The organism is Psychrobacter sp. GW64-MNA-CIBAN-0177, from assembly GCF_040309585.1.
GTDB lineage: Bacteria > Pseudomonadota > Gammaproteobacteria > Pseudomonadales > Moraxellaceae > Psychrobacter > Psychrobacter okhotskensis.
Map to the genome: position 1 here is coordinate 12,038 of NZ_JBEOOY010000011.1, position 16,844 is coordinate 28,881.

A 16,844-nucleotide genomic window follows, 5' to 3' on the forward strand; every position below is an offset into this window, starting at 1 on the left:
GCGAGGATATAACGAAGCACTGCTTCGTCCGAGCGCAAGAGAATTTACATTGTCGTAAATTCTAAAAACTCAGCACCTACATAAAGTAGGTATTTATCCGCAAGAGAAAATTCTTTAAATAGAATTTTCTAAAGCTTTGATTAACTAAAGTAGTCACTCTCTAGTTAATACTGAAATATCTTGACGATAATTTCAACAACATAGAACTTAATTAAAGCCCCTTGCTGTGGGTGTGTATTATATAGATTTACACCTGCCTGTCAAATATTATTTGCCTTTTTATTCGCTATTTTTTAACGATTTTATAAGCATAATGACAATCCCATGTTTTTATTGGCTTTATATTTAACGATAAAGCCAATATTCTTTTATTTTATTAAGAAATAACGGATTATTTGGCCAAAGCTTTTTCAATATCAGCGGTCATGGCTTCAGGTTTGGTCGTTGGCGCATAACGATCGATCACCTGACCATCACTACCAACTAAGAACTTGGTGAAATTCCACTTAATACCGTCTGTCAGTAAGCCGCCTTTTTGTTCTTTAAGCCAATCAAAAATAGGATGAGCATCTTTGCCGTTGACGTCGACCTTTGCCATCATTGGAAAGCTTACGCCGTAATTCTTTTGACAAAACGCCCCGATCTCTTCATTACTACCAGGGTCTTGGCTACCGAATTGATTGCAAGGGAAGCCCACAACGACCAAACCTTTATCTTTATATTGTTCATGTAGCGCCTCTAACCCCTCAAACTGCGGGGTAAAGCCGCATTTGCTCGCAGTATTGACAATCAATAACACCTTGTCTTGATAGTCAGAAAAGGCTTGCGGGCTGCCGTCCATACGCTCTGCAGTAAAGTCGTAAACAGTACTCATCATCTATCCTTAAATTGATTGATTTTTTTTGATATTTTTGGGTGCGCCTGCCTTTTTAATAATATTAATATACAGCGCCAATAATTAAAAAGGAAGCAACACGTGCTTCCTTTTTATACCTTTAGAGAAAAATAATCTAATGGTTATATCTGAAACTACTTTTCAGATTTGTCTAAATCAATAGAGACTGAATTGATGCAATAGCGCATACCTGTCGTCTCACTTGGCCCATCTGGGAATACGTGGCCCAAATGTGCACCGCAGTTGCTACAGGTGACTTCTGTTCGAGTCATGCCCAGCGAATTATCCACATGCTCTTCGATAGCACTGTTATCGATGCCTTGGTCAAAACTCGGCCAACCGCAACTGGCATCAAACTTACTAGCAGAATCGAATAAGCTGGCGCCGCAACCTTTACAGCGGTAAACACCGTCATCAGTTGCATCATTATAAACGCCAGTAAATGGACGCTCTGTACCCTTTTCACGCATTACATGATATTCATCAGCACTAAGGCGCTCTTTCCAATCTGCTTCGGTCAGTTGGCTGATTTCTTCTTTGCTAAGTTGATTGTCTTGCATGATTGATCCTTACTTGAGTATGTATAGTCAGTCTTATATAAATCGGCTACGGTTAAAGCTCGCTTAGTCTACTATTTGTCGTAGTTCTACTTGTCTGCTTTGTAGCCAAATCACCTTAAGCTGATTGTATTATATAATCGATTACTAGGGATTTATCATCACCTTATTAGGATAACGATAGCCTTTATCTGCTGCTAGTCAGCATGATATTCAAGGGGTATATGATGACAAGCTTGATAGAGATGAGTAATAATTATCTATCGCATCATAGACCTTGTATAGCGTCACAGACAATGATGCTGTAATCAGCCACTTTAATCACATCGGTAGCAGCTGTCTATTTTTACCAACGTTATACACAATTATTTTATTAAAATTTTACTGGTAAATTTATGCTAACGCCCATGAGTAGTGAGGATGGAGCATTATCAAACGATTAGTGCAAGTTATTCTTGCATTCGTGTATTAAAAAATACTTGCATCAGCCTACCTTATGCAATAATATCTTGCATTAGCACTGGATTAAGTGGTTTTGGATTAAGTAGAAGTTCATTCGATAACACTAAATTTAACCAACTTCTTACTTTTACTCTTTATGACAAATCGATTAATAAAGGCTTAGATGATTATGGCTGATGATAAGAGCAAAGGCACACAAGCCGAACGGTTGGTACAGCTACGCCGCGACAAGGGACTCACTGCTGAGCAATTGTCACAAGCTATGACAGCAGCGGGTGCAAAGGTCAGTCGCGGTGCTATCTCGAACTGGGAGCGTGGTACCAACGGTATTGTGTCGTCTAAGCTACCAACATTGGCACGAATACTGGGCTGCAGCGAAGGGTATCTGTTGCGCGGTGAGTTGCCTCATGAGACAGCCACTGAGGCAGACTCACCTAATCGTGTTCACACCAAGGACGAGAGGCTTGATGTTCGTGACAATGTCCAAACTGATACAACAACCCCTAATGCCCGTAAAAACTCACAAAACAACCCTATGAGTGGTCACTCTATGAATCCAATAAAAAAATCCGATAAATTGCAAAACGTCTGTTATGACATTCGTGGTCCCCTACTACAAACAGCCAATAAAATGGAAGCCGAAGGCAAGCGTATACTAAAGCTAAACGTCGGTAATCCAGCGCCTTTTGGTCTGGAAGCACCGCATGAGATTTTGCGCGATGTGGCCATGAATTTGCCAGACGCGACAGGGTATTCCGACTCGCAAGGGATTTTTTCTGCTCGTAAAGCTGTCTTGCAGTACTATCAAGCAAAGGGATTACTATCAGCAGTCGATGTTCGTGATGTCTATTTGGGCAATGGGGTCTCTGAGCTGATTGTGATGACTATGCAGGCGTTAATGAACGACGGTGATGAAGTGCTTATCCCGATGCCAGACTACCCGCTTTGGACAGCGGCGGCGAACTTGGCTGGTGGCACAGCGGTACATTATCGCTGTAATGAAGAAGATAACTGGCACCCTGACATTGAAGACATTAAGTCTAAGATTACGAGCAAGACCAAGGGCATTGTGGTTATTAATCCCAATAACCCAACGGGTTCACTTTATAGTGATGACCTGCTGAAACAAATTATCCAAGTCGCTAAAGAGCATGACTTAATCATCATGGCCGACGAGATTTACGACCGTATTCTTTATGATGATATGGTACACACCCCAGTAAGCACCCTGACGGACGAGGTGCTGGTCTTATCATATAATGGCTTATCAAAATCGCACCGTATCGCAGGATTTCGTGCTGGCTGGATGATGGTTTCTGGTAAAAAACACCACGCGGCAGACTTCATCGAAGGGTTAGACATGCTGGCGTCTATGCGCCTATGCTCTAATGTCCAAGGGCAGTATGCGATTCAGACAGCGATGGGCGGCTATCAGAGTATGAAAGATCTGACCTCAAAAAAAGGCCGTCTCTATAAGCAGCGCGAAATGGCGGTGTCACGACTTAATGCGATTAAAGGCATCTCTTGCACTATGCCGCAAGGCGCGTTCTATTGCTTTCCTAAAATGGATCCTGAGATTTATCCTATCAAAGATGATATGGAGTTTATGATGGACTTATTGGTTGAAGAAAATGTCTTAATGGTTCAAGGTACTGGCTTTAACTGGGACACCCCCGATCATTTCCGTCTGGTATTTTTGCCTAATTTGCACGACTTAGAAGATGCCATGGATCGCTTAGATCGCTTCTTTGCCAAAAAACGTAAGCAATTTGGTACGGATTAAAGAGTCAATAACTATTAGAAAGATTAGAAAGGTACAAAAAAACGCTTATCGGCATGATGTCGATAAGCGTTTTTTTGTTGTTACTTTATGAGTAAAATCTAAGCTATGACGTTTCTATTTTAGAAAACGTACATCAAAATGACAAAGCTCAAGGCTGACATTGAAGCAGCGGCTGGTAAGGTGATAATCCATGCCAAACCAATGGGCTTCATTAATGCCCAATTGGTGTCTCTATTCACGACACCGATGCCAAGTACTGCCCCAACTAAGGTATGCGTACTAGAAACTGGTAGCCCCATGGTTGACGCACCCATAACGACAGCAGCAGCAGCCAGTTCAGCTGAAAAACCAGAAGCAGGATGCATTTTTGCCAAATTGGTACCGACGGTTTGAATAACTTCTTTACCGATAAACCAGAGGCCAACAATAAGCGCCACACCAAAGGTCAACATTACCGCAGGTGGTACTGCCGCTTCGGTAGCAATACTATTGGTGCGGATAACATCCATAATGGCCGCAAAAGGACCGACGGCGTTGGCAATATCGTTTGAGCCATGACTAAAGGCAAAGGCCGATGCCGTAAAGACTTGCATCCAGCTAAACATAATAAACGTTGCCTTGGTCAAATCCTCTTTATGCTTACCACGGATACTCTTGGTATATATATAGGTCGCAAGCCACACCAGCGCCGCTATCATACCCATGATTAAGAAGCCTTGCAGCGTCGTCATGCCATTATTGACATTCTTTAGACCCTTAAAGATGACCAAAGAGGCCATGACTGCCCCGCCTGCAGCAGCAATGATAGGTACCCATTGTTTCAAAGCTTTTAGGGTATCAAGGTTGCTGCGCTCGTTCTCAATTTCATAAAGCTGTTTGTAATAGTCAGTCTCTAAATCTTCAACGTCACAATCATCATCTTTATAGATTTCTTGATCACGCAACATCGCTGAGGTATAAGCCAGTTGTTCCGACTCTGAGAGCGCCTCTAAAAACTCTTTATGATTTTGTTTTAAGGTTTTCTTATTGCCTTTCAAAGTCGCGATGTGCGCCTCTGTTTTATCATTATACTCAATGATATTTTTCTTAATCTGTCCGTATAAAAGGTAGGAGAAAACGCCGCCTAGTAGCGGTGATATTACCCAAGAGATCGCAATCGTTCCAATCGTTCCCCAATTCACGGTTGATAATGCCATTTCGGTACCACCTAACGTGATACCCAATACAATGGAGCTACCAACAACACCGCCGATAATGGCGTGAGTGGTCGAAACGGGTAACCCTTTTTTGGTGGCAAACAACAGCCAAAATGCGGCAGCGATAAGCGCTGACAGCATGACATAGATGAACTGGTTAGGCGTTACTGAAAGACCATCCAGATCGACAATGCCGCTGCGAATGGTATCGGTGACTTCACCACCTGCCAGCACAGCTCCAGACACTTCAAATATCGCTGCGATACCCAGCGCTTGTGGAATGGTCAACGTCCCCGCACCCACCGAGGTACCAAAGGAGTTGGCGACATCGTTACCACCAATATTGAATGCCATAAAGACACCAAAAGCGGTAGCTACGATAAATAGCGTCGTCTGCTGACGCATGGTGTAATCTAGACCCCACCACAAAAAGTAGGCGGTCATCGCAATCAGTAAAATGCCAAAAAATAGATTTATTCTCATAGAGCCAACTGATTTGGCTGGCTCAGTAGAACTGTTGGTAATACCCATACGTTGATACGCCCTGCGTAAGGTGATTGAAATTATCTGCGGTTATTAACATTGCGACGCCAATAATGATACCGTTTCCAGTATGCAAAACTTAAGAGCGTATGCGCAATGTGCTGGTCAAATTACAGCTTCGATCTACTGCCCTAGCGCACGTATTTACCTTAACCCTTAGCTATCATTAATTTAGCTATCATTAATACAGGGCGTCAGTACCATGCAATATCAAGGACCATAGATACATCATTCAACATGTCACAAAGCCGCAAGTGATAATGCCAAATCATTTGATTAAAGCATCTTGCGGCTTATAGCTTCCATTGTAATCGACTTCATCAAAATATTTAAAATATTTATATTAAATAAAACGAATGCTTTGTCCACACATCTCATTTAGTAGAAGGCAGAAATCATTACGTGCCTATTATATTAAATCTAGGCACATAATGCATGATGATATTGCAAGATTTGTAACTGCCAGTGTGCGAACCTGCTAACCTCTTTATTTAGTTATATATTATTAGGCATTTGAGAAATAACCAACCTTACTATGGCTGGTTATAACCGTTAACTGTCTGAGAGCGCGAACAGCTGTTTAATAGCGTGATCTAACACATCCAAACGCGCCTGACGCTTCTCATTGGTGGCGATGACGCACCAAGGTGCATACGCTGTGTCGGTATGTGCCAGCATATCAGCCGCAGATTGCACATAATCTGACCACTTATCGCGATTACGCCAATCATCATCGGTTAATTTAAACTGCTTATGCGGCGTCTCTTCACGCGCTTCAAAACGCTTAAGCTGTTCTTTTTTATCAATAGCCAACCAGTATTTGATGACCAACGTCCCTGCGGTGGCCAAGTCCGCCTCGAAGCGATTAATTTCATCATATGCACGCTGCCATTCATCATCTGTGGCAAATCCTTCAATACGCTCAACCAAGACGCGACCATACCAAGTACGATCAAAGATGGCGATACGACTAATACGATCCGTTTGCTCGTTTGGCAGTTTGGTCCAAAATCGCCATAGATAAGGGTGTTGTAACTCATACAGCATTGGCGCGCCGATATTATAAATTTGATACTCGCGTGGGTCGAGGGGTGCCACCAATCTTTTGATCGCCCCGCCTTTACCAGCAGCGTCCATCCCTTCAAAGGCGAAAACGATATGCCGACCTTTGCGCGCACGTAGCAACTCAGCAAGACGTGCTTGTTTTTCTGCCAACGCATCACGGTAGTCAGACTTATCGATATCGGCATCATCGATGTCTTCTAAAAATTTAGGGATTTTTACAGGTTTAAATTTCGCTGATTTAATTGCTTGCTGAGCTTGCTTGTCAGTCTCTGAGGTTGTTGCCGTATTTATTTTGCTGCTTACTAGCGCGGTTTGCATCGCTTGTAGTACTTCATGACAGAAGCGATCGGCGGCATCTGACTTATCATCACCATCAATAATGATCCAATCATCTTGCTGGCGGAGCAGTGTCGCGGCTACCTCATTAAACTGCGCAACTATCTCTGTACTATTCCAATCAATTTGATACAAAAACTGCGGGTCGGCTTCAGCGTCATTTAATCGCTCTTGTAACGTTTCGATATTGACATGGAACCAACATTTAAGCAGTCGGGTTTGATTGGCGGCTAAATCTTGTTCGAACGCTTGCAGCTTAATAAGTTGCTGCTGTAGATACGCTTGCCATTGCGCAATCGGTAACGCCTTTTCATTGTCAGATTTGTCATTGTCAGACTTGGCACCTTCTGGTTTTTGATTTTTCGATGGTTTATCATCATGGTCTGATGTTGCCATACGCATAACGTTATAGAGCAAATCGGCATACCAATTACCAAAATAAACCATCACATCGCCATGACGCGGCAGCGCTTTGGTATGTGCTTGCCAAATCGGCTGATACGCTAAGGGACAATCACCGATGGTTGCCTCAACCTTGAGTAGCCGAGGATCTACCCACTGGCGCAATTGCTTAACAGCAGTGCCTTTGCCTGCCTGCTCCATACCATTGACCAACACCAAAAGCCCTGTTGGTTTGTTGAGGGTTGGCGGCGTCTGTTGCCGCGTTGCTCGTAGGGCATATTGAGCGGTGACCAGTGCCAACCGTAGTGCATCTTTATCCATAGAAAACTGATTCAGTGGATTAGGGGTTAAGCGCTCCTCTATCACTTGCTCACTAAATTGGGCACTGACCGCTTGTGCTGCGTTGGGTTCAGTCGTATTGTCATTTTTGCTCATAATGGTCATCGTCCTATGATTGAAAGCACATCTGCTTAATCATAGCATTTGACCAATTCGGTAAATAACGCTGCTATGTAACAGTTTGACATTTGTATTCTGCTTTATTTTCTTTTAAGGTGAACACAATCTTGAGAGCATGCTTTAATAGGATCATAAAATAATAAAAAAAGGCTCAAAATAGGCATCAAAACTCAGCATAACTTTGACCACTTCATTCTCAACCTACACATAATTTTTACCTTTATATAGGATTTTTACTATGTCTGCCTTAACCGATTTACAACAGCACCTCACACATTTTTGGGCGCTACCACATCATCAAGATGCTGAATTAAACACCAAACTCAATGAAGTGCAAGTATGGCAACAAGCGCGACTCCAACGTACGCATAGTGAACTATTCGAACAGCCAAAAAACCAACTGATGGCAGACTATTTTCTGACGCAACTATACGGCGGTGATGAGTTTAAGTTATTGGCCAAGCAGTTAGAGCGGATTTTGCCAAAAGCCAAAAAGCTTGAACGCCTTGCAAAAGAATCAGCTTTAGAAGCTGGCAGTATGGGTATCCAAGCAGCAATTCTAGCGATTGAGCTAGATTTACATTTGGCTCAGTGGCTACTTGCCCAAGACTTACCAATTACCGAAGACAATATGCTAGCCGCCTATCGTACTGTCGATGAAGCGAATAAGCGCCGCATTCAGATTACCAATCTTAAGGATGTTTGCTACCGCACTGACAAGCATTTGAACTCATTTATGCTCAAACAAGCGTTCGCGTTAGCAAAAGGCACCGCCTATCGCTACAACTTTCAACCACTGTATGACTTTATCGATACCGGTTTTAAAGCCATGAAACCCCTTAAAAGCGTAAGCAGCTTTATCGAACCGTTTTGTGAACGTGAGCTTGAAATTATTGACGAAGTTCATGATACGGATAATGGCAATAAGCCCTTGGCGTTTGGTGTATCATAGGGCTAATTAGAGACTCAGTTAACTGGTGAAATTCGTTAACAGAAACAATATATAATCGAAAAAGTATCTCAAAAAATAATCATAAAAGTGAATAACAGGATAATGCTATGACCGATAATACCAATGATAACACTACTCCCTCTGACCAAAAGCCAGCGCTCAACACCACGATTAATGGTCAGCTGCAAGATAAATTGGTCAGAGACAGCATCACTCACAGTCAAAACATCACCGCTCAAGTAAAAGCACGTCAAAGTCCTGTGCCTAATGCAACGACTGATACGAGTATTGATGCTAGCGTCAAAAAAAGTAAAAGTAATGACTTTACGCAAGTGCAAAACTTACCAACCGGAACCCCACAAGGTCAACAAACGACTATGCCAAACCATACCACCAACGCTAATAATACGTTGAATGACAGCGCAAGCAACACTTCAGCGCAAGCACAAACTGCCAAACAAACACTTTTTAACCAGCGTGATGACATCAATAATCCGCATACGCCTGATACTGATGGTAATGAGCAAACGCATTTTGGTTATAAAACGGTCAATAAAGCAGAAAAGCAAGCGCGCGTTGCTGATGTCTTTACCTCAGTCGCCAAAAAATACGACATTATGAATGACTTAATGTCATTTGGTATTCATCGCTTATGGAAACGTTATGCGATTAGCTTGTCAGGCGTACGTGCGGGTCAGCATGTACTCGATATCGCTGGTGGTACGGGTGATTTGGCCAAAGTATTTAGTCGTGAAGTCGGTCGCAACGGTAAAGTCGTGTTATCTGATATCAATGCTGCGATGTTAGAAGTTGGTCGTGAGCGCTTGATTAATGCTGGCTGCAATAACGTCGATTTTGTCTTAGCAAACGCTGAAACATTAGCGCCATTTGACGATAATAGCTTTGATCTGCTAACTATCAGCTTTGGTCTGCGTAATGTCACGGACAAAGATGCTGCTCTAAAATCTATGTACCGCGTGCTAAAGCCAGGCGGTCGTTTATTGATTTTGGAATTCTCAAAACCTGTGTTTGAGCCATTATCAAAAGCCTATGATTTATACTCATTTACGGCTTTGCCGATTATGGGCAAGCTGATTGCCAATGATGCTGAGAGCTATCAATACTTGGCTGAATCTATTCGTATGCACCCTGATCAGCAGACGCTAAAGCAAATGATGCAGCAAGCAGGCTTTGAGAATTGTGATTATCATAACTTGACGGCTGGTATCGTTGCGGTCCATCGCGGCTTTAAAGCATAGTTTTAAAAGCTGCTTATACAAACAAGCTTCTTCATAATGTAAAAACGTCTGTCATTAGGCAGGCGTTTAATCCTAGTCATAACAGCCAATATTGAAATATGCGCCAGGCTTATGGCGCTCAACCAAACATGCGAGAGCCTTATGCTGACTGTTCTACTTTTGGCAGGTGCCGAAAAGCTGATTAACCTTGCCATTGCGAGTGATGAGATTACCAAATCAGGATTGGCACCGCTTGCTGGCAAAGTATTGCGACTGAATATAGCAATGCCTGAAATTCGTTTGGATATTCTATTCACCCATGAGCGTTTGCGTTTTGAGCCGGTGACGACGGACAGCGTGTTTGAGCCGAGCGGCCGTATGAACGAGCGCCAACAAGCCAGTATGGAGCGCGCCCGGATCGGTCATAGTCGTCCAGACTGTACCATTACCGTAGACAATCCAGCGCAATTGCTCAATCTGATGCGCGGCACTGAGGGCAACTTGCCAATCGCTGGTGACTATAAAGTGCTGATGCAGCTAAAGCAGTTGGTCGCAGGCTTTGACCCAGATGTGGCAGGACAGCTTGAGCCATTTATCGGTAAGCCAATGGCCAGTCAGTTGCATCTACTCATATCCCAACTCAAAGGCAGCTGGCGTCATAGTGCCAAACGTGCTTTTAATGATGTCAGCGATTGGGCCAATGATGTGGCGGGCAATAGTGTGCCTGATCCAGTTGAAGCGGCAGAAGTCAACGACCTTAAACAGCAGCTTTTAAAGCTGCGGGCTGATGTCGAACGTGAAGAGGCCAAACTTGCTGCCATTAGAATAGAGCAGGAAAAGCTTAAGGGCAACGAGTAGTCTTTTATTATTTTATAACGAATTTACTATTTATTGTCTTTTTCTATAATCTTGCCCATTTTATCAATTATAAATTTTTGTTCATTTACAGTAACCGTAGCTAATCCATTTTTGAAGTCGGTGGCATAATCATACTTAAAAGGTATTATTATGTCGTCCAACTTATTAATATAACCCCATTTATCATCTATACTTGCTCTCGCTAAGCTCTCTGAAAATCTGAAAGCATATTGATATTTCGGAGAGATTACAACGTCTCCTTTTGTATCAACAAACCCAAACTTGTTGTTGGTTAATAAAGCGACATAACCTTCTTGAAAATCACCTAGTCCTTCAAATTTTATGGGGATTACTACTTTGCCTACTCTATCAATAAAGCCCCACTTATCATTCAGCTTGACTGACCCAAAGCCTTCTGAGAACTTATCTGTTTGGTCATAAGTAAAAGGGATTACTATATTATTCATTGAATCAATATACCCCATTTTCTTACCCTTTTTCGCCCCAGCTAATCTTTCTGAAAAAGGAGCGATATAATCATACTCAAAGGGAACAACAATCTCTCCCAAATTATTGATTATACCGGCTTTCCCTTTAAAATAAATGGATGCAAACCCTTCTGAAAAAAGAGTAATACGATCATACTTAAATGGGACAACGACTTCTCCTAAAGTATTGATTACACCAACTCTTCCTTTCAAATAGACAGAGGCTAGGCCTTCTGAAAATCTATGTCCATCATCGTAAATAAGCGGGATCGCTACCTCTCCCTTTTCATCTACAAATCCAACTTTTTGCGTTTTATCATCCATAACTATGGCACGCCCGGAATATAGACAATCTGTAGTCTCAAAAATCTCTTTTTCAGGTGAATCACACTCAAACGCAAAAGCAGCGTGATTAATGAAAATCACTGTCAAGAGTGGCAACCATAGTTTATTTATTTTCACTTTAAATCCTTATAGAAATTTTTGACAGACCCAATCTGCCCTAAATGAATAATATAAGGCTCAGCCATTCTTAAAATATCTTTACCATGATAGTATTACCTCTAAAATTTATCTAGTTTGATCATATCTTTTAAATTTACTTAGAGTAATTTTGCCCATGCTATTATCCCATCGCGCCCGTTTACTTGAGCTTTGGCGTATCGCCGCAATATATCGCATTGATACGCACTTTTCTATTGAAGAGGCGCCACAGCTGCAACCTTTAGCACGTTTAATTCGCTTGCATCCAGCCGCTTGGGGTAAAAAGCATCAGCCAAACGCGATTAAATATGCGCTTGAGGACATGGGTACGCTGTTTTTAAAATTAGGCCAACTACTGTCAACACGTCGTGATTTGGTGCTGCCTGAGATCATCGCTCAACTGGTTCAGCTACAAGACAAGGTTAAACCATTTAACTCTGATGTGGCCATTACCCAAATCCAAGACCCTAAGCATGGTCTTGGGCAGTCTATTGGCACATTGTTCGCACGCTTTGATGTCAAACCGCTAGCGGCTGCTTCTATCGCCCAAGTACACACTGCCGCCCTGCATGATGGTCGTGAAGTCGTCATAAAGGTGGTTCGTCCCGATATCCGCACCACGATTATTTCTGACTTTGAGCTACTACGTGAATTGGCAAGCTGGGCATCCGCTCGTATTGAAGCGGCGCGTGCCGTACATATCATCGATATTGTTGAGGATTATCGTCAAGTCATGCTTAACGAGCTAGACTTGACGTTAGAGGCAGATAATACCACCCAAATGCGCAATAACTTCTTGGGTTCAGCATTAATGTATGTGCCTGAAGTTTATGATGCTGCCAAAAATGTGATGGTGATGGAGCGTATTCAAGGCGTCCCTATCTCGCAAGTTGAGGTGTTTGATAAGCTTGGTTATGACCGAGCAGCATTGGCAAAGAAAGGCTTAACGATATTTTTTACCCAAGTATTTCGCGATAACTTTTTTCATGCCGATATGCATCCGGGTAATGTCTTTGTAGAAACGCCGCCAGTCAAAACACTCACTGCAGATATGGCAGCGGTGGATTTGGGTCATGAGCCACGCTATATTGGTCTTGATTGCGCCATAATGGGTACGCTATCAAAAGACGATCAGCTTATCGTCGCGCGTATGCTGTTGGCGGTAATGAATAACAACTTTACGGCGATGGTTGATATCGTCAGCCGTGCTGGTTGGATACCGCCCAATACCGATAAGCATGCTTTAATGCGCGATATGAAACGTACTGTCGGCCCGATGCTGCAAAAATCTATTAATGATATCGACTTTGCTGGTGTGTTAATGCAGATTTTAGATATCGCCCGTCGCCACCATATGAGTATTCCGCCGCAATTAATGCTGCTACTTAAAACCTTGGTGCATGTCGAAGGACTTGGTCGTGATTTATATCCTGACCTTGATATCTGGTCGCTCGCCAAGCCCATTTTAAGTAGCTGGATTAAAGAGCAGCTCGATCCGATGCGTAACTTGCAACACTTACGCCAGCAGTTGCCAGAGATTTTATTATCAACGACTGATATTCCTAAGCTACTAGATCAAGGTCTACAAAGCCTTGCCTCACAAGGGTCGCGCCAAGACAGTCAGCTGCGAGAAATACAGCAGATACGCGCTGACATGCTTAATGATCGTCGCCGTGATTGGCTAGCGCTGTCAGGTTTTGCCGTGTTTATTGCCATCGCTACACAAGTCGGTTGGTTTGCGCCTATCTTTTATTTATTGGCTATGATTGTCGTTATTTGGCGGGTTCTAGCTTAAGCATATTTTTGAGCTTTATATCCTTCATAAAAAATGCGCCTACTTTTAATGATTTAAATTAAAAGTAGGCGCATTTTGTTTTCATTATTAAAGCATTTGATCAATCGCCATCTGCGTTAATACCCGACCACGCGCCGTACGTAATACATAACCTTGCTGAATGAGGTATGGCTCAATCACATCCTCGAGCGTACCGCGATCCTCAGCCATAGCCGCTGCGACTGCTTCAACGCCAGCTGGACCACCATCAAAACGCTCGTGTAATATCTCAATATAACGTCTGTCCAGATGGTCAAGACCACGTCTATCAACGGCCAGCATATCGAGTGCACTACCCGCAATCGCACCATTGATACTACCGTCGCCTCTCACTTCAGCATAATCACGCACACGGCGCAGTAAACGATTGGCAATCCTTGGCGTCCCACGTGCACGGCGCGCGATCTCTACCGCCCCGTCTTCACTCATCGGTACACGCATCAAGCGGGCGGCACGACTCACAATCGTCGTCAAGTCAGCTATATTGTAAAACTCTAAGCGCTGCACAATCCCAAAACGATCACGCAATGGCGACGTCAGCAGACCTGCTCGGGTGGTTGCCGCAACTAGAGTAAAGGGCGGCAAATCAAGCTTGATAGAACGCGCCGCCGGCCCTTCGCCAATCATAATATCTAGCTGAAAATCTTCCATCGCTGGATACAGTATCTCTTCAATGACCGAACTCAAACGATGGATTTCATCGATAAATAGGACATCACCTTCTTCTAAATTGGTCAGCATCGCTGCCAAATCACCTGGACGCTCAAGCACTGGCCCTGAGGTAGAACGCAGATTACCACCCATCTCACGAGCAATAATATTGGCAAGCGTGGTTTTACCCAAACCTGGTGGACCAAAAATCAGTGTATGATCCAATGGCTCACCACGACCACGTGCCGCACCAATAAAAACTTCCATCTGCTCACGCACCACCGGCTGACCAATGTATTCAGCCAATAATGCCGGTCGAATATTGGAGTCAGGCGCATCACCTGCCCCCTCGAATGGATTAATCAAACGATCTTGCATCATATGTTTTATCATTATATTAAAAAATTAGGTATAAATAGCATAACCAAACGCTACGCATAAGTCATGCAAAACATCTTAAAGCAGCCACTAAATAAAGCACAGCCTAAAACAAAAATAAGCGACAATGAATGTCGCTTATCTATTTAAGAGTTATTTATAGTTAATAATAGTAGTGAGCTAAATGAATTAAAAGCCTGACAACTGTTGCAACGTGGCTTTTAGCAAACCTTGGGTATCGGCAAAGGTATCGCCATTACTTTTAGCAGCTTTAATCGCTTGCTGAGCTTCTCTTTCTTTATAGCCAAGACTGATCAAAGCGCCTTCAACCTCAGCGATGATGTTGCCCTCGTGAGACACCTCAGCAGGTTGCATAGCAAACTCTAAATGACCGCTATCGACTTCAATATTTTTCAGCTTATCTTTTAGCTCAATCAATAGGCGCTGTGCTGTCTTTTTACCAATACCCGGGATACGGGTTAATGCCGTCTCTGACTCTTGCTCGACGTGCATTTTTAGCTCAGCAGCTGACATTGCCGATAGCATGGCTAATGCCATTTTTGCGCCAACGCCATTTATTTTAATCAATTGACGAAAGACATCGCGCTCTTTACGATCGATAAAACCATAAAGCAGCTGCGCATCTTCACGCACATGAAAATGCGTCCAAATGCTCGCCTGCTCGTTGAGACGCAACTGGCAAAATGACGGTAGCGGTAGCTCAATATCATAGCCGACACCAGAGGTGGTCATGACACAGGCAGTCGGTGCCATCAAATACTGCACTTGTCCGCTAATCAATCCAATCATAACCCACTACCTCTTATAAGAATTATCATAAAATTCAGCCAGCTGCAGAACGAAATATCTCAATAATCATTTATTCGATAAGTACTTTTTAACGTCAAATCTACTAATAAAAATCGACCATACCTTCAAGACTAATAGGGCGAATCTTATGTGCTTGACCAGCAGAACCAAAAGCTTCAAAACGATTGGTACAGATATCTGACATCGCAACCATAGACGCTTTAAAGTATTTACGGGGATCAAATTCGCTTGGGTTTTCTACTAAGAATTTACGGATTGCACCTGTTGATGCCAAACGTAAATCGGTATCGATATTGACTTTACGGACACCATGCTTAATCGCTTCAACGATTTGCTCAACCGGTACACCATAAGTCTCACCAATATCACCGCCATTTTCATTGATGACTTTAAGCCACTCTTGCGGCACTGACGACGAACCATGCATGACCAAATGGGTGTTAGGGATACGGGCATGAATCTCTTTTACGCGCTCAATGGATAAGATATCGCCCGTCGGTGGACGCGTGAATTTATACGCACCGTGACTGGTACCAATGGCAATGGCTAGCGCATCAACGTTGGTGTCTTTAACGAACTGCTCAGCTTCATCAGCACTAGTCAATAGCTGCTCGTGATCTAATATACCTTCTGCTCCAGAGCCGTCTTCTTCGCCTGCCATACCGGTCTCAAGGCTACCTAAGCAACCAATTTCGCCTTCTACCGACACGCCACATGCGTGTGCCATCTTGACGACTTCGCGAGTCACGCTGGCATTATAATCATAGTCCATTGGCGTTTTGCCATCTTCACCGAGCGAGCCGTCCATCATCACTGATGAGAAGCCAAGCTGAATTGAGCGCTGGCAAATAGCAGGTGACATACCATGATCCTGATGCATCACTACTGGGATATGTGGCCACTCTTCGATAGCTGCGATAATCAAATGACGTAAAAACGCCGACCCTGCATAACTACGTGCTCCAGCACTGGCTTGGACGATGACAGGTGAGTCACAGGCGTCGGCCGCCATCATAATTGCACGCATCTGCTCTAAGTTGTTGACGTTAAAAGCAGGAACACCATAGTTGTGTTCAGCGGCATGATCTAGAAGTTGACGTAACGATATTAAGGCCATAAAACGCTCTCTGATTAGATTTTAAAATAAATACTTGTAACTATGTGGTGATTACAAGTGTTCTATCCTCGCTGCAAGGTCGTTAAATCGACAAGCAGCACTATAGAACGGGTGGGAAAAAATGCAGGATTTTGATTAGCAATTAGCACGCGCCGATTATAGCAAATTTTGATCGTGCTTCGTAGCGGTTGCACGACTATTTATTGAGATGACAGGTTTGGGTTCACGAATTATTCACGGTATTGGATGTTTAAATTTATTAATCGATACAACGCAAAAAGCCTTGGCGATTACCAAAGCTTTCTAAATATTTTGA

At 43.2% G+C, this 16,844-nt stretch carries 13 protein-coding genes; 5 read left to right on the top strand and 8 right to left on the bottom strand.

The features are described 5' to 3' along the window. Positions 1-391 precede the first annotated feature (391 nt). Both AAEY79_RS08565 and msrB read right to left on the bottom strand, forming a co-directional pair. Positions 392-874, bottom strand: coding sequence for a glutathione peroxidase (locus AAEY79_RS08565; protein WP_025652847.1), 483 nt, complete (start codon positions 872-874; stop codon positions 392-394). Positions 875-1,029: 155 nt separating this feature from the next. Then, the gene (gene msrB, locus AAEY79_RS08570) at positions 1,030-1,455 is read right to left on the bottom strand and encodes a peptide-methionine (R)-S-oxide reductase MsrB (protein WP_025652846.1); all 426 of its coding nucleotides are present in this window, start codon (positions 1,453-1,455) and stop codon (positions 1,030-1,032) included. 622 nt (positions 1,456-2,077) lie between these two features. Between msrB and AAEY79_RS08575 the strand changes: the two genes are divergently transcribed. After that, positions 2,078-3,697 carry an aminotransferase class I/II-fold pyridoxal phosphate-dependent enzyme gene (locus tag AAEY79_RS08575; protein ID WP_350588257.1) on the top strand — a complete coding sequence of 540 codons (1,620 nt, stop codon included), beginning with the start codon at positions 2,078-2,080 and terminating at the stop codon, positions 3,695-3,697. Between the two features lie 119 nt (positions 3,698-3,816). Here the strand turns inward: AAEY79_RS08575 and AAEY79_RS08580 are convergent, their stop codons facing one another. Then, positions 3,817-5,424 carry an inorganic phosphate transporter gene (locus AAEY79_RS08580; protein WP_025652844.1) on the bottom strand — a complete coding sequence of 536 codons (1,608 nt, stop codon included), beginning with the start codon at positions 5,422-5,424 and terminating at the stop codon, positions 3,817-3,819. A 564-nt stretch (positions 5,425-5,988) separates the two neighbouring features. Further along, positions 5,989-7,674, bottom strand: a complete 1,686-nt coding sequence (locus AAEY79_RS08585; protein WP_201567550.1) for an ATPase — start codon at positions 7,672-7,674, stop codon at positions 5,989-5,991. A gap of 262 nt (positions 7,675-7,936) precedes the next feature. Between AAEY79_RS08585 and AAEY79_RS08590 the strand changes: the two genes are divergently transcribed. The 3 genes from AAEY79_RS08590 to AAEY79_RS08600 all read left to right on the top strand — a co-directional run bounded on the left by AAEY79_RS08590 (position 7,937) and on the right by AAEY79_RS08600 (position 10,746). Continuing rightward, positions 7,937-8,650 carry an FFLEELY motif protein gene (locus AAEY79_RS08590; protein ID WP_025652842.1) on the top strand — a complete coding sequence of 238 codons (714 nt, stop codon included), beginning with the start codon at positions 7,937-7,939 and terminating at the stop codon, positions 8,648-8,650. Positions 8,651-8,757: 107 nt separating this feature from the next. Next, positions 8,758-9,909: a bifunctional demethylmenaquinone methyltransferase/2-methoxy-6-polyprenyl-1,4-benzoquinol methylase UbiE gene (ubiE, locus tag AAEY79_RS08595; protein ID WP_201567548.1), complete on the top strand. Its 1,152-nt coding sequence runs from the start codon at positions 8,758-8,760 to the stop codon at positions 9,907-9,909. 141 nt (positions 9,910-10,050) lie between these two features. Next, a complete protein-coding gene (locus tag AAEY79_RS08600; protein WP_025652840.1) occupies positions 10,051-10,746 on the top strand; it encodes an SCP2 domain-containing protein in 696 nt (231 codons plus the stop codon). 26 nt (positions 10,747-10,772) lie between these two features. Here the strand turns inward: AAEY79_RS08600 and AAEY79_RS08605 are convergent, their stop codons facing one another. Continuing rightward, positions 10,773-11,696, bottom strand: a complete 924-nt coding sequence (locus AAEY79_RS08605) for a WG repeat-containing protein (protein WP_025652839.1) — start codon at positions 11,694-11,696, stop codon at positions 10,773-10,775. 157 nt (positions 11,697-11,853) lie between these two features. On the opposite strand from AAEY79_RS08605, the gene AAEY79_RS08610 reads away from it, so the two are divergent. Beyond that, positions 11,854-13,512 carry an AarF/ABC1/UbiB kinase family protein gene (locus AAEY79_RS08610; protein ID WP_025652838.1) on the top strand — a complete coding sequence of 553 codons (1,659 nt, stop codon included), beginning with the start codon at positions 11,854-11,856 and terminating at the stop codon, positions 13,510-13,512. Positions 13,513-13,599: 87 nt separating this feature from the next. Here the strand turns inward: AAEY79_RS08610 and ruvB are convergent, their stop codons facing one another. The 3 genes from ruvB to fba all read right to left on the bottom strand — a co-directional run bounded on the left by ruvB (position 13,600) and on the right by fba (position 16,528). Further along, complete coding sequence (ruvB, locus tag AAEY79_RS08615) at positions 13,600-14,580, bottom strand: Holliday junction branch migration DNA helicase RuvB (protein ID WP_025652836.1); 981 nt, start codon at positions 14,578-14,580, stop codon at positions 13,600-13,602. 189 nt (positions 14,581-14,769) lie between these two features. Continuing rightward, positions 14,770-15,390 carry a Holliday junction branch migration protein RuvA gene (gene ruvA / locus AAEY79_RS08620; RefSeq protein ID WP_025652835.1) on the bottom strand — a complete coding sequence of 207 codons (621 nt, stop codon included), beginning with the start codon at positions 15,388-15,390 and terminating at the stop codon, positions 14,770-14,772. A 103-nt stretch (positions 15,391-15,493) separates the two neighbouring features. Then, positions 15,494-16,528, bottom strand: a complete 1,035-nt coding sequence (gene fba / locus AAEY79_RS08625) for a class II fructose-bisphosphate aldolase (protein ID WP_025652834.1) — start codon at positions 16,526-16,528, stop codon at positions 15,494-15,496. Positions 16,529-16,844 lie beyond the last annotated feature (316 nt).

Excerpts from the sequence above, each read along its gene's own strand:
- ubiE (WP_201567548.1), top strand. The coding sequence starts at position 8,758 with ATGACCGATAATACCAATGATAACACTACTCCCTCTGACCAAAAGCCA.
- ruvB (WP_025652836.1), bottom strand. The coding sequence starts at position 14,580 with ATGCAAGATCGTTTGATTAATCCATTCGAGGGGGCAGGTGATGCGCCT.
- AAEY79_RS08565 (WP_025652847.1), bottom strand. The coding sequence starts at position 874 with ATGAGTACTGTTTACGACTTTACTGCAGAGCGTATGGACGGCAGCCCG.
- AAEY79_RS08610 (WP_025652838.1), top strand. The coding sequence starts at position 11,854 with ATGCTATTATCCCATCGCGCCCGTTTACTTGAGCTTTGGCGTATCGCC.
- AAEY79_RS08590 (WP_025652842.1), top strand. The coding sequence starts at position 7,937 with ATGTCTGCCTTAACCGATTTACAACAGCACCTCACACATTTTTGGGCG.
- msrB (WP_025652846.1), bottom strand. The coding sequence starts at position 1,455 with ATGCAAGACAATCAACTTAGCAAAGAAGAAATCAGCCAACTGACCGAA.
- AAEY79_RS08580 (WP_025652844.1), bottom strand. The coding sequence starts at position 5,424 with ATGGGTATTACCAACAGTTCTACTGAGCCAGCCAAATCAGTTGGCTCT.
- ruvA (WP_025652835.1), bottom strand. The coding sequence starts at position 15,390 with ATGATTGGATTGATTAGCGGACAAGTGCAGTATTTGATGGCACCGACT.
- AAEY79_RS08575 (WP_350588257.1), top strand. The coding sequence starts at position 2,078 with ATGATTATGGCTGATGATAAGAGCAAAGGCACACAAGCCGAACGGTTG.
- fba (WP_025652834.1), bottom strand. The coding sequence starts at position 16,528 with ATGGCCTTAATATCGTTACGTCAACTTCTAGATCATGCCGCTGAACAC.
- AAEY79_RS08585 (WP_201567550.1), bottom strand. The coding sequence starts at position 7,674 with ATGAGCAAAAATGACAATACGACTGAACCCAACGCAGCACAAGCGGTC.
- AAEY79_RS08600 (WP_025652840.1), top strand. The coding sequence starts at position 10,051 with ATGCTGACTGTTCTACTTTTGGCAGGTGCCGAAAAGCTGATTAACCTT.